Raw genomic sequence first — 15110 nt, forward strand, 5'->3', positions numbered from 1 at the left:
AGGTGACCGGGGCCCTGCCCGTGGTCGTCAGCTCGCGTTCGACGCGTCCGACGCCTTGGGGCCCGTGGACTGGACGACCTCGAAGGACCAGAGCGTGGAGCCGGTCGCCGCGGGCTTCGGCTTCTCGCCGGACGCGGAGTCGGCTTCGGCGGGCTTGTGGGCGCCGCGCATCGAGCCGGCCATCCACGCCTCGAAGTCCGCCTCGCTGCGCCAGCGGGTGTAGACGAGGTACTGGTCCGTGCCCTCCAACGGACGCAGCAGCTCGAACCACTCGAAGCCGTCGGAGCTCTCCACCGAACCGGCGCGGGCCGCGAACCGCTGCTCCAGGATCTCGCGCTGCTCCGCGGGGACGGTCAGGACGTTGATCTTCACCACACTGGCCACGAGGACATCCTTCGCATAGAGGGAACTCGACCGTACCGCGCGCCTCCGCGGGGCTTCGGGGTGGGCCGTCGATGGCCTCGTATTAGGTAGCGGATAGTGCCACTCGCCATTATCGTGGAAAGGGACGAACCGCCGATCCCATCCGGAGGACACCGTGCCCACCATTCCCTGGACGACGCCGCAGCCCGCGGCGCCCGGCAGTACCGCCGTCGTCATGGCGTCCCGGTTCGAGGTCGCCTCGCTCGCCGACGTGCCCGGCTTCTTCCTGAGGTCGCTCGCCGTCTGGAAGCAGGTCCGCAGCGCGCCCGGTGCGCTCGGGGCGTCGCTGCGGGCGCGTCCGCTGAAGCGGGAGTTCTGCACGCTCTCCGCCTGGGAGAGCGAGGACGCCCTGCACGCCTTCGCCCGCGCCGAGCCCCACCGGGGCGTCATGCGCAAGCTCGGGCCCGCGATGAAGGACTCCGCCTTCACCTATTGGGAGGTGAAGGCGGAGGAACTGCCGCTCGCCTGGGGCGACGCGGACCGTCGGATCGCCGCGCAGCGCGGCGCCGGCGCGGCCTAGGGTGCGCGCACAGGGGCGCGACCGGTGGGGGGCGTCAGTCGAGCACGCGTGCCAGGAGGAAGCCGTCGTAGCCCTTCGTGCCCACCGTCTGGACCGTGGTCGCGTCCAGACGAGGCTCGCGCGCGATCGCGTCGAACATCTCACGGGTGCCCCGCACCGCCGGGTCCTCGCTCGGCTCGGTGATCTTCCCGCCGCGCACCACGTTGTCGACGACGATCAGGCTCCCCGGGCGCGACAGCCGCAGCGCCCACTCCACGTACCGCGCGTTGTTCACCTTGTCCGCGTCGATGAAGAACAGGTCGAACGGGCCCGCACCCGGCTCCGCCGCCAGCTTGGGCAGGGTCTCCAGCGCCGGTCCGGTGCGCACCTCGGCGATCGCGTCGAGGCCCGCGCGGGCCAGGCTCGCCCGCGCCACCTCCGCGTGCCGCTCGCTGTACTCCAGCGAGATCAGCCGGCCGCCCGCCGGCAGCGCCCTGGCCAGCCAGATCGTGCTGTAGCCGCCCAGGGTGCCGATCTCCAGGACGCGGCGGGCGCCGAGGGAGGCGGCGAGCAGATGCAGGAACTTGCCCTGGTTCGGCGCCACCGCGATCGCGGGCAGCCCCGCCGCGTCGCTCGCCGCGAGCGCGCCCGTGAGCCCTTCGTCGGCCGGAACCAGCCGTTCGTTCACATAGTCGTCGACGGCGTTCCAGAGGTCCTGCGGGTCCTGGGGGCCGTGCGAGTCCTGGCGGTATTCCTCGGTCATTCGCCCAACCTATGCCGACCGGGCCCCTTTCGTCCGCCGTCGCGGCGTGATCGCGGACGGTGACGCACGGGTGCCCGAGCGCGCGTTCTTGTATGTTCCCGAGGTGCGCCCTTCGCACGTATCTGGCCGGACATCCGAACAAAACCGGGCGACAGTCAGGCAAAGAGGGGGTTGCCCGAGTCTCTTTCATCGGGCAATGCGAGGCTTCTCAAGGGCTTCACCAGGTTTTCACCGGTCGGTGACGGCTCGGGCGACCGAATCAACAGACACAACGGGATGTAGGGGAGGCGCGGCGCGACGTGGCGAACGCGGAGCACAGCGTGCGCGGGAGTGATGCGGCGAGGGGGCCCGCCACGAAGACGAGCGCGGCGAGGGCCGCGCTCTGGTTCGTGGCCGCCGTCCTCGCGATACGGCAACTGGTGGCCGTACTGCGCCAGCCGCCCGGCGAGCGGTTGATCGACCTGGAGACCTGGATCGGCCCCGAGGGCGTCCTGCACGTCAACGGCTCGCTCTACGACACCGACAGCTTCACCGGCACGCCCTTCGCCGGCCTGGTGCTCAAGCCGCTCACCCGCTCCGCCGAGCAGAGCCTCGGCGTCGTCTGGACCTTCGCCACGCTGTTGCTCGTCGTCGGCATCGGCCTGGTCGCGGCCCGGGCCGTGCCCAGCCCCGCCTCCCGCCTCACCCAACTGCTCGCCGCGCCCGTCGCCATCAGCCTGCTGATGCTGTCGCTGCCGGTGCGCAACAGCTTCTACCTGGGGCAGACCAGCATCATCCCGGTGCTGCTGGTCCTCGTCGGCGCCCTCGTCGTCCGCGGCGAACGCACCTCCGGCGTCCTGATCGGCATCGGCGCGGCCCTCCAGCCCACCGTGCTGCTCTTCGCCCCGCTGCTCTGGTTCACCGGACGCAGACGCGCGGCGGTCAGCTCCGCCGCCACCTTCGCCGTCTGTACGGCCCTGGCCTGGGCCGCGATGCCCGGCGACTCCCGCACGTACTGGATCGAGCACGCCGTGGGCGCCGGCCTCGGCAGCAGCCCGGACAGCCTCGCCAACCAGTCCCTGCACGGCGCACTGCTCCGCTTCGGCCTGGAAGGCCCGCTGGAGATCGCGCTCTATCTGGCCCTCGCCGCGCTCGTCGCCTGGTTCGGCCTGCGCCGCGCGATCCGCTACGCCCGCGACGGGCAACTGCTGCTCGCCGTCGCCGTCACCGGCTGCGTCGCCGTCGCCGTCTCGCCCACCACCTGGCAGCACCAACTGCTGTGGGTGGTCCTCGCGGTCGTCGGCCGGGTCGGCCGCAAGGTCGCCGACCGCCTGCTGTGGCCCGTCTTCGTCGTCCTGGCGATGACGCTGCCGGGCAAGATGCTGCTGCCGAACATGGCGTTCCTGGACGGGGTGCGGGACAACGCGGTCCTGATCGCCGCGGTCTGCGCCGCGTGCGTGGTGCCCTTCCTCTCCCGCACCGACCCGCACTTCCGCAAGCCGGTGCCGACCGAGTACGCCACCCCCGTCGCCTCCCGCTGGAGCTGGGTCCCGCTGCTGCCGCTGTGGCGGCGCGCGTTCAGCCGCCCGAACCTGCTGCTGGAGCTGCTGGCGATCCGCGTCGGCTACTCCATCTACTCCAAGATCCGACTCGCCGCGACCGCGTCGACCGCGGACGCCGAGGCGCACGGCCGGCAGATCTCCGCCATGGAGCAGGCGATCGGCATCGACGTCGAGCACGCGATAAACCAGGCCGCGGCGAAGTCGGAGTGGCTGACGGACTTCCTCGCCTTCTACTACACCTCGTTCCACTTCCCCGTGCCGCTGACGATCCTCGCCGTCCTCTACATCTGGCGGCCGACGGACTACCGCTGGGCGCGCGCCTCGCTCGCCTTCGCGACGCTGCTGGCCCTGATCGGCTTCTGGCTCTACCCGCTGGCCCCGCCGCGCCTGATGCCGGGCATGGGCTTCACGGACCTGGTGCACGGCCCGCAGGACCTCACGAACCCCGACTTCGGCGCCCTGACCGCGGTCACCAACCAGTACGCGGCGATGCCCTCGCTGCACTTCGGCTGGTCGCTGTGGTGCGGTGTCGTGGTGGTGGTGCTCGCGCCGAAGGTCTGGATGAAGGCGCTGGGCCTGATACACCCGCTGATCACGCTGTACGTGATCGTGGCCTCGGCCAACCACTGGATCCTGGACGCGGTGGGCGGCGCGGTCGTCGTCGGCGCCGGCTTCGCCCTGACGTACGTCCTGTCCGGCCGTCGACAGGTGCTGCCGCGCGCGACGGCGAAGCCGGGCGCGGGCGAAGGCGCCGGTACGGGTACGGTCCCCGCGGCGCGCAAGTCCGAGGACGCCCGGGGCCGGTCGGACAAGACCGTGGCGTTGGACAAGGCTGTGGCGTCGGGCAAGAGCGTGGCGTCGGACAAGGCCGACTCGCCGGACGTGCCGGACTCCTCGGCGGGGGGCGCGGCCGAGCCCGTCGCCCCCGCGGCGCCGAAGTAGCGCCGGGTCCCGAAGCCGGCAGCGCAACGGCCCCGGAGGGCCCGGACGGTACGCCGCCCGTGTCCCCCGGGGTGGATCGCCGCGTGACGCCAGGATCCTTCGGCCCGCCGCGTTCCGCCACTCGGGGCGCCACCCGCGCCCGACCTGGGCCGTGTCCGCGAAGTCCCGCGCGGTTCCCTGTGCGGGTGGACGCAGTCGCCGTGTCCCTGCGGGAGCGTTGGCCTCCACCGGTCGGTGGTGGGTTGTTCATGCAGTTCCGCCCCTACGCCCAGGGGCGTGGGGGGACCCCCAGCGCCCCTAAGAGGGCATCTGATCTGGATAGCGGGTAGTTCAGGATGATTTTGTGACTGATGGTGTTGGTGGTCGTTGCTGGGTGTGTGAGTGAGCGTCGTTCGTACCGCAGTGATGTGTCCGATGCCCGCTGGGCTTTGATCGAACCGGTCTTCGTCGTCTGGCGTGCCGGGCGAATGGGTCCTGGCACGGCGGCCCGGGTGCACGATCTGCGGGAGATCGTCAACGCCATCCTGTACGTCAACCGCACCGGTATCCCGTGGGAGTACCTGCCGCACGACTTCCCGCCGTACAAGACGGTGTACGACTACTACGCGAAGTGGGAGGCGGACGGGACGACCGAGCAGGTCCACGACCTGTTGCGGGACAAGGCCCGCAGGGCCGGCGGCCGCAGCGCGGAACCGACGGCCGCCGTCGTGGACGCGCAGAGCGTCAAGACCTCGGGAAACGTCGCCGAGAGCAGCCAGGGCATCGACGCCGGCAAGAAGATCAAAGGGCGCAAGCGGCACCTGGTCACGGACACCCTCGGCCTGGTGCTGGCCGTCCTCGTCACCGCCGCGTCAGTGCACGACACCACCGGAGGGAAGCTGCTGCTCGACGACCTGGCTGCGGCACACCCCACGGTGACCAAGGTCTGGGCCGACGGCGGCTACCAGAACAGCGTCCTCAATCACGGCGCCGGGCTGGGCATCGATGTGGAGGTGGTGCAGCGGCCCCGGGCGAAGGGCTTCGAGCCGCTGCCGAAGCGGTGGGTGATTGAGCGGACTTTTGGCTGGCTGATGCAGCACCGCCGCCTCGCGCGGGACTACGAAGCGCTGCCGCAGAGATCACGGACGATGATCCACTGGGCGATGGCTAACAAAATGAGCCGCGAGCTCACGGGAGAATCCACGCCAACCTGGCGAATCGAAACGGACATCCAGCCCACACCAGCCTGAACATTGATCAGATGCCCTCAAAAACCCCTGCCCCAGCCCGCAGGCGATGCCGGGGGCAGCGAAACAGGTGGCGCTGGGGTCCCCCCAGGCCCTCTGGGGCCGAGGGGGCGGAACTGCGCGACAAGCCCACCACCGGGCCGCAGAGACCAACGCTCCCGCAGGGAAACGGCGGCCACGTCCACCCGCACCGGGAACTACGCCGCGACCCTGAGTTCCTTGACGCCGTTGAGCCACGCCGAGCGCAGCCGGCGCGGTTCGCCGACGAGCCGCAGGTCGGGGAGGGCGTCCGCGATCGCGTTGAAGATCAGGTCGATCTCCATCACCGCCAGTGACTTGCCGAGGCAGAAGTGCGGGCCGCCGCCGCCGAAGCCGAGGTGGGGGTTGGGGTCGCGGCCGACGTCGAAGCTCCCCGGGTCGGTGAAGACCTCGGGGTCGTTGTTGGCGGACGCGTAGAACATCCCCACCCGGTCGCCCTTCTTGATCTGCTGGCCGCCGAGCACCAGGTCCTGGGTGGCGGTGCGCTGGAAGGAGACCACGGGCGTGGCCCAGCGCACGATCTCCTCCGCGGCGGTCGGCGGGCGCTCGCTCTTGTAGCGCTCCCACTGCTCGGGGTGGGTGAGCAGGGCGTGCATGCCGTGCGTGATGGCGTTGCGGGTGGTCTCGTTGCCGGCGACCGCCAGCAGGATCACGAAGAAGCCGAACTCGTCCGTCGACAGGTTCCCCGAGTCCTCCGCCGCGACGAGTTGGGTGACGATGTCCTTCGCCGGACACTCCTTGCGGGCGGCGGCGAGGTTCATCGCGTACGCCAGGAAGTCCATCGACGCCTCTATGCCCGCCTCCTTGGTGACGGAGTAGTCCGGGTCGTGGTAACCCGCCATCGTGTTGGACCAGTCGAAGATCCTGGACCGGTCCTCCTGGGGGACGCCGATCAGTTCGGTGATGGCCTGGAGCGGCAGCTCCACCGCGATGTCGGAGACGAAGTCGAACGAGCCCTCGTCCCGGGACCGCCGCGCCGCCTCGGCGACGATCTTCAGCGCCCGCTCGCGCAGCGCGTCCCGCAGGGAGTTCACGGCGCGCGGGGTGAAGCCCCGCTGCACGATCTGCCGCACCCGGGTGTGCTCGGGCGGATCCATGTTCAACATGATCAGCCGCTGTACGTCGATCTGGTCGCGCTGGATCGATTCGTCGAAGCGGATGATCGCGGTGTTGGCCCAGGACGAGAACAGCTCGGGTTGGGTCGAGACGTACTTGACGTCCGCGTGCCGGGTCACCGCCCAGTAGCCCTCGTCGTCGTAGCCGGACGCGCCCCGCCGCTGCGGGCACCAGGACACCGGTGCGGTCTCGCGCAGCCGGGCGAACTCGGGGAGCGGCACCCGGGATCGCAACAGGTCGGGGTCGGTGGGGTCGAAACCGTCGGTCAGATGGCGGGGGCAGGACATCGGCAGCTCCGGTTCTCTGATGACCCATCAGATTCGACCGAAAGCTAGTAACGAGTTCTACAAGTGGCAAGAGGCGTGGCCGGATCCGTTGTGGTGAAGGGGTGCGGCAAGGGCGTGCAAGACCCTTGCGTACTGACGGTGACTCTCATAAGACTGACGGTAGAACTAGAACGCGTACTAGTTCTACTGCGGAGCGTCGGGACCGGGACGCCCGCGCAGTTCGAGGAGAGGACGAGCCATGGCCGCCGAACCCGTCATCGTCGAAGCCGTACGCACCCCCATCGGCAAGCGCGGGGGCGCCCTCGCCAATCTGCACCCCGCGTACCTGCTGGGGGAGACCTACCGCGAACTCCTCGGCCGCACCGGCATCCAACCCGACTGCATAGAACAGGTCGTCGGCGGCGCGGTCACCCAGGCCGGCGAGCAGTCCATGAACCCCACGCGCACCGCGTGGCTCGCGATGGGACTGCCGTACGAGACGGCGGCGACGACGGTCAACTGCCAGTGCGGCTCGTCCCAGCAGGCGTCCCACATGGTCGCCAACATGATCTCCGCGGGCGTCATCGACGTCGGCGTGAGCTGCGGCGTGGAGGCGATGTCCCGGGTGCCGCTGGGGAGCGCGTCCAAGAACGGTCCGGGCAAACCGGTCCCCGACGAGTGGAACGTCGACCTCCCGAACCAGTTCGAGGCGGCCGAGCGGATAGCCCGGCACCGCGGGCTGAGCCGCGAACGCGTCGACTCGCTCGGGCTGCTGTCGCAGGAGCGCGCCGCGACCGCCTGGGCCGAAGAGCGCTTCAAACGTGAGACGTTCGCGGTGCAGGTTCCCACCACGGAGGACGAGCAGGCCGCGGGCCAGGGCATGTGGCGGCTCGTCGACCGCGACGAGGGGCTGCGCGACACCAGCATGGAGGCGCTGGGGCGCCTCAAGCCCGTGATGCCGACGGCGGTCCACACCGCGGGCAACTGCTCGCAGATCTCCGACGGGGCGGCGGCGATCATGTGGGCGTCGCGCCGGATGGCCCGCGCGCTGAAGCTCAAGCCGCGGGCCCGGATCCTCGCCCAGGCCCTCGTCGGCGCGGACCCCCGCTTCCACCTCGACGGCCCGATCGACGCGACGCGCGCGGTGCTCGGGAAGGCGGGGATGTCCCTCAAGGACGTCGACCTGGTGGAGGTCAACGAGGCGTTCGCGTCCGTGGTGCTGAGCTGGGCGCAGGTCTTCGGCCAGGACCTGGAGAAGGTGAACGTGAACGGGGGAGCGATCGCGCTGGGCCACCCGGTGGGCGCGACGGGGGCGCGCCTGATCACGACGGCGCTGCACGAGTTGGAGCGGCGGGGCGGGGAAGTGGCTCTGGTGGTGATGTGCGCGGGCGGTGCGCTGGCGACGGCGACGATCATCCAACGGGTGTGACCGCGCCTGCGGGACGGCGCGCGGCTCGGCGCCGCGCGCCGTCGGCGCACCGGGCATAGCCTGGGAGGGGGACTCGAACGGGCGGGTGCGTCCGCCTCTTTCCCGGAGGACCGTTGCGCGTGCGTCCGTGAGCACCGCGGAGGCGACGCCATGACGACCACGCAGAATCCCGACGGAAGCGTCACGACCGTCGACACGCAGAGGAACCAGGGGCAGACGAAGGTCACCGAAACGGTGACGCGGCCCGACGGGTCGATCGCGAGGCAGCACATGATCATCACGGACGACGCGACCGGGGCCGTCATCCGTGAACGGACCATGACGAACACCGTCACGACCGACGCCGACGGCCACCCGGTTCAAACCACGGACGAGAACAACGTGTTCAACGATCCGCAGACCGGGGAGACCACGACGTCGAGCACCACCGACACCGTGAACCAGGACACGGGTGCGACGTCGCACGTCGAGAACACCGAACGAACCGACAGCTCCGGCAACGCCCTTGAGGACGAGCGACGTGCGGAGGGGACGGACGCCGACGGCAACAAGTCCTTCAGTGAGTCCACGCTCGACCCGACGACGGGCGAGCGGACGCTGACCACCGAGACCACGGACGCGGCCGGCGATGGAACCTCGCACACTCAGGTCATCGACTCCGGCGGAAACGTCGTCCAGGAGAGCACGTCGGACATCAAGGGAAGCGGTTCCGGGAGCGGGAGCGGGAGCGGAGGTACGGACGGCGGGGATGGGGGAGACGGCGGGAACGGTGGGGACGGTGGGGACGGGGGAGACAGCGGGAACGGAGGAGACGGCGGGGACAGCGGGAACGGAGGAGACGGCGGGGACAGCGGGAACGGAGGAGACGGCGGGGACAGCGGGAACGGCGGGAACGGAGGAGACAGCGGGGACGGGGGAAGCGGCGGGGATGGCGGGGGTGATGGGAACGGTGGAGATGGCGGAGGGGATGGCGGCGGTGGAGATGGCGGCGGTGGAGGGGATGGCGGCGGTGGCGGCGGTGGTGGAGACGGGGGCGGGGGAGGGGACGGTGGCGGTGGCGGTGGAGACGGCGGCGGCGAGGGCTTCGGCGGAGGAGGGCCCGTAGAGCTTCCCCGCGAGATGTGATCCCCCGGGCCGCGTCGGAGCGCGTTGCCCGACGTGGTCCGGCCCGTTGCCCGTTGGGCCTGCCCTGACCGGCTTCGACCTGCCTACGCCGTACCGTCCGGTCGCGCGTCTGGCCCGCCCGGCTCGGCCGCCTCGAACCCCACCGCCGCGGTGAACGCCGCCTTGCGCGTCGCCCGCCGCAGCACCCGCAGCACTGCCGGGCCCACCGTCAGCGTCAGGATCACCGTGAGGATCGCGCGGCCCAGGTCCCAGCCGAGGGACGTCGCCGCGACGTAGGTGAAGAACCGCACCAGGTTGTCCAGGAGCGGATCGCCCGGATGGAAGGAGATGCTGGACGCCATGCCCGGGATGATCGTCCAGCCCTGGAGGTTCATCACCGTGCCGTACCCGAACGCCGCGACCGCGCCGTACGCCGCCAGCAGCGCCGCCTCCGCCCGCCCGCGGATGCGGTCCGGGCCGGGCAGGAGGCCCGCGCCCATCGCGAACCAGCCCATCGCCAGCATCTGGAACGGCATCCAGGGGCCCACCCCGCCCGTCAGCAGCGCGGACGCGAACATCGTCACCGAGCCGAGTACGAAGCCGAAGCCCGGCCCCAGCACCCGGCCGGCCAGCACCATCAGGAAGAACATCGGCTCCAGGCCGGCCGTGCCGGCGCCGAGCGGGCGCATCGCCGCGCCCACCGCGGCCAGCACCCCCAGCATGGCGACCGCCTTCGCGCCCATCCCGGTGTCGGCGATCGTCGCCACGACGACGCCCACCAGCAGCGGCAGCAGCAGGGCGAAGAGCCAGGGCGCGTCCTCGGCGTGCGCGACGACGCCGGAACGCTCGTCGGCGAGCAGCGGCCAGCCGAAGAAGGCCAGCCCGATCGCGCTGACCAGCCCGAGCGCCACGATCGAGCGCGGCCCCAGCCGAACCGGGCGGGCGCTCCCGCCGCTCACAGCGCCGCCTCCACCTGGGCCACCGTCAGCCACCGCAGCGGCGCCAGCACCTTGCTGACCTGCGGGGCGAACGCCGGGGACGCCACCACGACCTCCGGAGTCGGCCCGTCCGCGACGACCTCGCCCTCCGCGAGGATCACCACCCGGTGCGCGAGGTCCGCCGCGAGTTCCACGTCGTGCGTGGCGAGCACGATGGCGTGCCCGTCGGCGGCGAGCCCCTTGAGCACGCCGACCAGCCGGGCCTTCGCCGCGTAGTCGAGACCCCGCGTCGGCTCGTCGAGCAGGATCAGCGGGGGCCGCGCGGTCAGCACCACCGCCAGCGCGAGCGCCAGCCGCTGCCCCTCCGACAGGTCGCGCGGGTGCGTGTCGTCCCCTACGCCCGGCAGCAGTTCGGCGACCAGTTCCCGACAGCTACCGGGCTCCGCCCCCGCGTCCTGGTCGGCCGCCGCGCACTCCGCGGCCACCGTCTCCGCGTACAGCAGGTCCCGGGGGTCCTGCGGTACGAGTCCGACGCGGCGGACCAAGTCGCGGGGCCGCACCCGGTGCGGTGCGTCGCCGCCGACGGAGACCGAGCCGGCCGCGGGCTGCACCAGGCCGGTGAGCGCCGCCAGCAGCGTGGACTTCCCGGCGCCGTTGCGCCCCATCAGCGCCACCGTCTCCCCGGCGGCCACCGCCAGGTCCACCCGGCGCAGCGCCTCGGTGCGCCCGCGGAGCACCTGGAGCCCGGCGACCTCCGCCAGCGGTTCGCCGGGTGCGGGCGCGGGCAGCGACACCGGGGCCCCGAGCCGCTCCCGCAGCCCGGCCGCCCGGCGCCGAGCGTCGCGCACGGACAGCGGCAGCGGGTCCCAGCCGGCGAGCCGGCCCAGCGCCACCACCGGCGGACGGACCGGCGAGATCGCCATCACCTCGTCCGGCGCGCCCAGCACGGGCGGCCGGCCCGGCCCCGGCAGCAGGACGACCTGGTCCGCGTACTGCACCACCCGCTCCAACCGGTGCTCGGCCATCAGCACCGTCGTCCCCAGGTCGTGCACGAGCCGCTGCAACACCGCCAGCACCTCCTCCGCCGCACCCGGGTCCAGCGCCGACGTCGGCTCGTCGAGGACCAGCACCTTGGGGTGCGCGGCCAGCACCGAACCGATCGCCACCCGCTGCTGCTGACCGCCCGACAGCGTCGCGATCGGCCGGTCCCGCAGGTCCGCGAGGCCCAGCAGGTCCAGGGTCTCCTCCACGCGCCGGCGCATCACGTCCGGCGCGACGCCCAACGACTCCATGCCGTACGCCAACTCGTCCTCGACGGTGTCCGTGACGAAGTGCGCCAACGGGTCCTGGCCCACCGTGCCGACGACGTCGGCCAACTCCCGCGGCCGGTGCGTCCGGGTGTCCCGGCCGTCGACCGTGACCCGCCCGCCCAGCGTGCCGCCGGTGAAGTGCGGCACCAGACCGGAGACCGTACCCAGCAATGTCGACTTGCCGACCCCGGACGGGCCGACGAGCAGCACCAACTCGCCCTCCGGGACCGTCAGGTCCACCCCGTCGACGGTGGGCGCCGCTGCGCCGTCATAGGTGACGGACACGTTCTCGAACCGGATCACGACTGTTCCTTCGGGCTGCGGGGCGCGGGGGTAACCGGACGGCGGGGCACGGGGGCGACGAACGCCGGCAGCAGTCCGATCAGCACCGCCAGCGCCGGCCACACCGGCAGGGTCGGCGCGACCAGGGGCAGGACCCCGGGCTCCAGCGCCGCGGGGGAGACGTTCGCGGCCCACGCCAGGAGTCCGGCGACGGCCGTGCCCGCCCCGGCGACCAGCCAGGACCGCGCCCCGAACCGGTCGGGCCGGTAGCGGGTGCGCACGGTGCGCCGACCGCCCAGCCGCAGCCCGCCGACCGCGGCGGCCACCCCGGCGGCCAGCAGCGGCAGCCCGTACGCCCCGCCCTCCGCCGCGAGCAGGGCGTACGTACCGGCGCACACCCCGAGCAGCCCGCCGAGGGTGAGCGCGGTGGTGGTGTGCCGCACGGCCCGCGGCACCTCGGCGGTGCGCCCGTAGCCGCGGGCGTCCATCGACGCCGCCACCGCGATCGACCGCTCCAGCGCGCCTTCCAGCACCGGCAGCCCGATCTGCGCCATGGCCCGCAGCCCGCCCGTGCGCCGGCCCCGCAGCCGGCGCGCGGTGCGCAGCCGGGCCACGTCGGCGACCAGGTTCGGCGCGAAGGTCATGGCGACGACCACGGCCACGCCCGCCTCGTACAGCGCGCCCGGCAGCGACTTCAGCAGCCGGGCCGGGTTCGCGAGCGCGTTCGCCGCGCCCACGCAGATCAGCAGCGTCGCCAGCTTCGCGCCCTGGTAGAGCGCGAACACGAGTTGTTCGGCGTACACCCGCCCGCCGATCCGGATGCCCTTCGCCCACTCGGGCAGCGGCACCTCCGGCAGCGTCACCAGCAGGTGCGTCCCGGGGATCGGGGCGCCGAGGAGTACGGAGAACAGCACCCGGATCGCCAGCACCAGCAGGCCCAGCTTGAGGAAGGCGACGTACGCCCGGGCCCAGGGCGCATCGGTGCGGCGGGCCGCGACGACGTAGCCGGCGACGCCGACGATCAGCCCCAGGAGCCACGGGTTGGTGGTGCGGGACGCGGCGGCGGCCAGCCCGATCGCCCACAGCCACCAGGCGCCGGGGTGCACCGCGTTGGAACGGTTCGCCTCGGGCGCCCGCCAACGCGCCCACGCCGACGGGGCCGTGGGCGCGGCCTCGGGGCCGGCACCGGCGCGGTCCGTGGCGGGGAGGGGGCGGGCGGCCATCAGGGGCGTCGGCGGCGGATCTGCCAGAAGGTGGCGGCGCCCAGGACGAGGAAGACCGCGAGGCCGGCGACGGTGCCGAGCGACGGCCCGCCGTCGGAGTCGTCCTCAGCGTCCGCCTTCGCGGCCTGCTCGGCCTGCCCGGACTTCTTCGAGGTGTTCGAGACCTGCTCGCCGCAGCCCTTCGCGGGGTAGCCGGAGATCGCGCAGAGCAGCGCGTTCCCGTCGTAGCGCAGCGGCTTCGCCACCTGGGCCAGCGCCTCCGCGGTCGTCGCGCTCCCGTGGACCTTGGCGCAGACCGTGCGTTGGTCCGGCGGGGTCTCGCCGGTGGGCGCGTCCGTCGCCGTCCCGGGGTCGATGACCAGGGCGATGCGCTTCTTCCCGGCCTCCGCCGGCGTGCTGCCGCAGACCGCGTCGAAGTCGGGCGCGGGCCGCGGCTTGGACGCGTCGGCGGAGTCCGCGCTGACGGCGAAGCGGAAGCCCTGGACGGCGCCGTCGGCGGGGCTGGCGGTGGCCGGGCCCTCGGTGGCGTACGTCCACGTCGCACCGTCGGCCTGCCAGAAGGACCAGTAGCGGTAGCCGGCGGCCTGCGCCGGGGCCGCGCCGGCGAGCACGGTCACCAGCGCGGCGGTGACCAGCGCGAGGACGGCGACGAGCGGTCGCGCCCCGCCGGGGGCCCGGTCCCGGCTCACGACTGGGACTTGCGTCGGCCGCTGAACAGGATGCCCGCGCCCACGCTCGCCGCGAAGAACGCGCCGACGATCCACCACACGCCGGCCCCGCCGTCCTTCTCGTCCTTCTCCTTCTTCTCGTCCTGCTTCTTCGAGGCGTCGGAGTCGGCGCCCTGCGGCGCCGGGCCGGAGGCGTTCAGCCCGGCGACCAGGTCGGTGCCGCCGAAGTCCTTCGGGTCCGCGCCGGTGGCGTGCGCGGCGAGGACGAGCTGCGCGTACGCGGCGGGGCCCGACTCCTTGGCCCAGGCCGGCGCGTTCTGCTGGAGCCAGGTCAGGGAGTTCTTCGCCGGCTCGGCCAGGCCCTGGGCGGAGAGCGCGACGACCGCGTCCGCGGTGTTGCCGAAGTCCGGCTTCGGGGCGGTGTCCTCGGCGCCGGGCATCGGCGGGGCGAGCAGGTGCCCGGACTTCGCGAGGGCGCCCGCGAGGTACGCGGCGCCGTTGTGCGCCGCGCCCTGGACGTCCGTGGCCTTCGCGCAGGTCGTGCCCGCGGCGTGCGCGGCGCCGGCCTTCGCGACCAGGCCCTTGCCCTGGGCGGCGAGCACCGCGGCGGCGGTCGAGTCGGCGACGACGCCGGGCTGCCCCGGCTGGTAGACGAACGCGCCGCCGTCCTTGCCGCCGCACGGCTGCGCGAACGTCAACAGGGCGTCGTACGGCGACTTGCCGCCCTTGGACCGCACGGCCTGCGGCTGCTCGCCGGCCGCGGCGAGGGCGCCGATCACGACGGAGGTGGAGTTCGCGTCGCTGGCGCCGCCCGGGTTGTAGCTCCAGCCGCCGTCCGCGTTCTGCACGGACTTCAGCCAGCCCACGGCCTTGGCGACCGTCTTGTCCTGGCCGCCGGTGGCGGCGAGGGCCTGGACGGCGGCGGCGGTCGCGTTCGAGTCCCGGGGCAGCTTGGCGGCGCAGTCGCCGGAGACGTCCGCGCGGTAGGCGGAGAACGCGCCGTCCGCGCACTGCTGGGCGGTCAGCCAGTCCACCGCCTTCGCGGCGGGGGTGAGGCCCACGGCGTCCTGCGCCAGCAGCGCCAGCGACTGCCGCCAGACGCCGTCGTACGCCGGGTCGGCGGTGCCGAAGAGCCCGGAGGGGAGCGGGGCGGGGGAGGGCGACGCGGTCGCCGGGGCGGCGTGCGCCGCGGGGGCGCCGAGCAGGGCGGCGGCGCCGAGCGCTGCGGAGAGGGCGAGCGCGGTGGTGCTGCGGCGGACGGTGGTCATGACGGGTGCTGCCTCTTCCCTGCGGGTTCCCTGCGGGACGCTGACGGGCGCGGGGCAGGGCGCGGGTACGGCG

The 15110-nt window shown here is 72.9% G+C and carries 13 protein-coding genes; 5 read left to right on the forward strand and 8 right to left on the reverse strand.

Going from position 1 to position 15110, the window contains the following annotated elements:
* Positions 1–27: 27 nt before the first annotated feature.
* Positions 28–384, reverse strand: coding sequence for an antibiotic biosynthesis monooxygenase family protein (locus ACH4E8_RS11500; RefSeq protein ID WP_398446751.1), 357 nt, complete (start codon positions 382–384; stop codon positions 28–30).
* Between the two features lie 154 nt (positions 385–538).
* On the opposite strand from ACH4E8_RS11500, the gene ACH4E8_RS11505 reads away from it, so the two are divergent.
* A complete protein-coding gene (locus tag ACH4E8_RS11505; protein WP_398446753.1) occupies positions 539–943 on the forward strand; it encodes a DUF3291 domain-containing protein in 405 nt (134 codons plus the stop codon).
* 34 nt (positions 944–977) lie between these two features.
* On the opposite strand, the gene ACH4E8_RS11510 is transcribed toward ACH4E8_RS11505, so the two are convergent.
* Entirely contained in the window at positions 978–1685 is a 708-nt protein-coding gene (locus ACH4E8_RS11510; RefSeq protein ID WP_398446755.1) for an O-methyltransferase, read from the reverse strand.
* 299 nt (positions 1686–1984) lie between these two features.
* Between ACH4E8_RS11510 and ACH4E8_RS11515 the strand changes: the two genes are divergently transcribed.
* Both ACH4E8_RS11515 and ACH4E8_RS11520 read left to right on the forward strand, forming a co-directional pair.
* A complete protein-coding gene (locus ACH4E8_RS11515; RefSeq protein ID WP_398446757.1) occupies positions 1985–4168 on the forward strand; it encodes a bifunctional glycosyltransferase 87/phosphatase PAP2 family protein in 2184 nt (727 codons plus the stop codon).
* Between the two features lie 377 nt (positions 4169–4545).
* The gene (locus ACH4E8_RS11520; RefSeq protein ID WP_398447293.1) at positions 4546–5397 is read left to right on the forward strand and encodes an IS5 family transposase; all 852 of its coding nucleotides are present in this window, start codon (positions 4546–4548) and stop codon (positions 5395–5397) included.
* Between the two features lie 194 nt (positions 5398–5591).
* On the opposite strand, the gene ACH4E8_RS11525 is transcribed toward ACH4E8_RS11520, so the two are convergent.
* On the reverse strand, positions 5592–6836 hold the full coding sequence (locus ACH4E8_RS11525) for a cytochrome P450 (RefSeq protein ID WP_398446759.1): 1245 nt from the start codon (positions 6834–6836) through the stop codon (positions 5592–5594).
* 238 nt (positions 6837–7074) lie between these two features.
* Here ACH4E8_RS11525 and ACH4E8_RS11530 point away from each other — a divergent pair, with 238 nt between their 5' ends.
* Positions 7075–8244 (forward strand): steroid 3-ketoacyl-CoA thiolase, encoded by a 1170-nt coding sequence (locus tag ACH4E8_RS11530; RefSeq protein WP_398446762.1) that lies wholly within the window; start codon positions 7075–7077, stop codon positions 8242–8244.
* 150 nt (positions 8245–8394) lie between these two features.
* Positions 8395–9369 carry a hypothetical protein gene (locus ACH4E8_RS11535; RefSeq protein WP_398446764.1) on the forward strand — a complete coding sequence of 325 codons (975 nt, stop codon included), beginning with the start codon at positions 8395–8397 and terminating at the stop codon, positions 9367–9369.
* A gap of 83 nt (positions 9370–9452) precedes the next feature.
* On the opposite strand, the gene ACH4E8_RS11540 is transcribed toward ACH4E8_RS11535, so the two are convergent.
* The 5 genes from ACH4E8_RS11540 to ACH4E8_RS11560 are packed head-to-tail and all read right to left on the reverse strand — an operon-like array spanning position 9453 to position 15037.
* Entirely contained in the window at positions 9453–10307 is an 855-nt protein-coding gene (locus ACH4E8_RS11540; RefSeq protein ID WP_398446765.1) for an ECF transporter S component, read from the reverse strand.
* A complete protein-coding gene (locus ACH4E8_RS11545; protein WP_398446767.1) occupies positions 10304–11899 on the reverse strand; it encodes an ABC transporter ATP-binding protein in 1596 nt (531 codons plus the stop codon). The genes ACH4E8_RS11540 and ACH4E8_RS11545 overlap by 4 nt, the downstream gene beginning before the upstream one ends.
* Positions 11896–13101: a CbiQ family ECF transporter T component gene (locus ACH4E8_RS11550; RefSeq protein WP_398446769.1), complete on the reverse strand. Its 1206-nt coding sequence runs from the start codon at positions 13099–13101 to the stop codon at positions 11896–11898. Before ACH4E8_RS11550 ends, ACH4E8_RS11545 begins: the two co-directional genes overlap by 4 nt.
* On the reverse strand, positions 13101–13790 hold the full coding sequence (locus tag ACH4E8_RS11555) for an SCO2322 family protein (protein ID WP_398446771.1): 690 nt from the start codon (positions 13788–13790) through the stop codon (positions 13101–13103). Before ACH4E8_RS11555 ends, ACH4E8_RS11550 begins: the two co-directional genes overlap by 1 nt.
* Complete coding sequence (locus ACH4E8_RS11560) at positions 13787–15037, reverse strand: prenyltransferase/squalene oxidase repeat-containing protein (protein ID WP_398446773.1); 1251 nt, start codon at positions 15035–15037, stop codon at positions 13787–13789. Before ACH4E8_RS11560 ends, ACH4E8_RS11555 begins: the two co-directional genes overlap by 4 nt.
* Positions 15038–15110 lie beyond the last annotated feature (73 nt).

The sequence above is a fragment of the Streptomyces sp. NPDC017979 genome (assembly GCF_044328175.1).
Classification (GTDB): Bacteria; Actinomycetota; Actinomycetes; order Streptomycetales; family Streptomycetaceae; genus Streptomyces.

Excerpts from the sequence above, each read along its gene's own strand:
- ACH4E8_RS11510 (WP_398446755.1), bottom strand. The coding sequence starts at position 1,685 with ATGACCGAGGAATACCGCCAGGACTCGCACGGCCCCCAGGACCCGCAG.
- ACH4E8_RS11525 (WP_398446759.1), bottom strand. The coding sequence starts at position 6,836 with ATGTCCTGCCCCCGCCATCTGACCGACGGTTTCGACCCCACCGACCCC.
- ACH4E8_RS11530 (WP_398446762.1), top strand. The coding sequence starts at position 7,075 with ATGGCCGCCGAACCCGTCATCGTCGAAGCCGTACGCACCCCCATCGGC.
- ACH4E8_RS11535 (WP_398446764.1), top strand. The coding sequence starts at position 8,395 with ATGACGACCACGCAGAATCCCGACGGAAGCGTCACGACCGTCGACACG.
- ACH4E8_RS11550 (WP_398446769.1), bottom strand. The coding sequence starts at position 13,101 with ATGGCCGCCCGCCCCCTCCCCGCCACGGACCGCGCCGGTGCCGGCCCC.
- ACH4E8_RS11560 (WP_398446773.1), bottom strand. The coding sequence starts at position 15,037 with ATGACCACCGTCCGCCGCAGCACCACCGCGCTCGCCCTCTCCGCAGCG.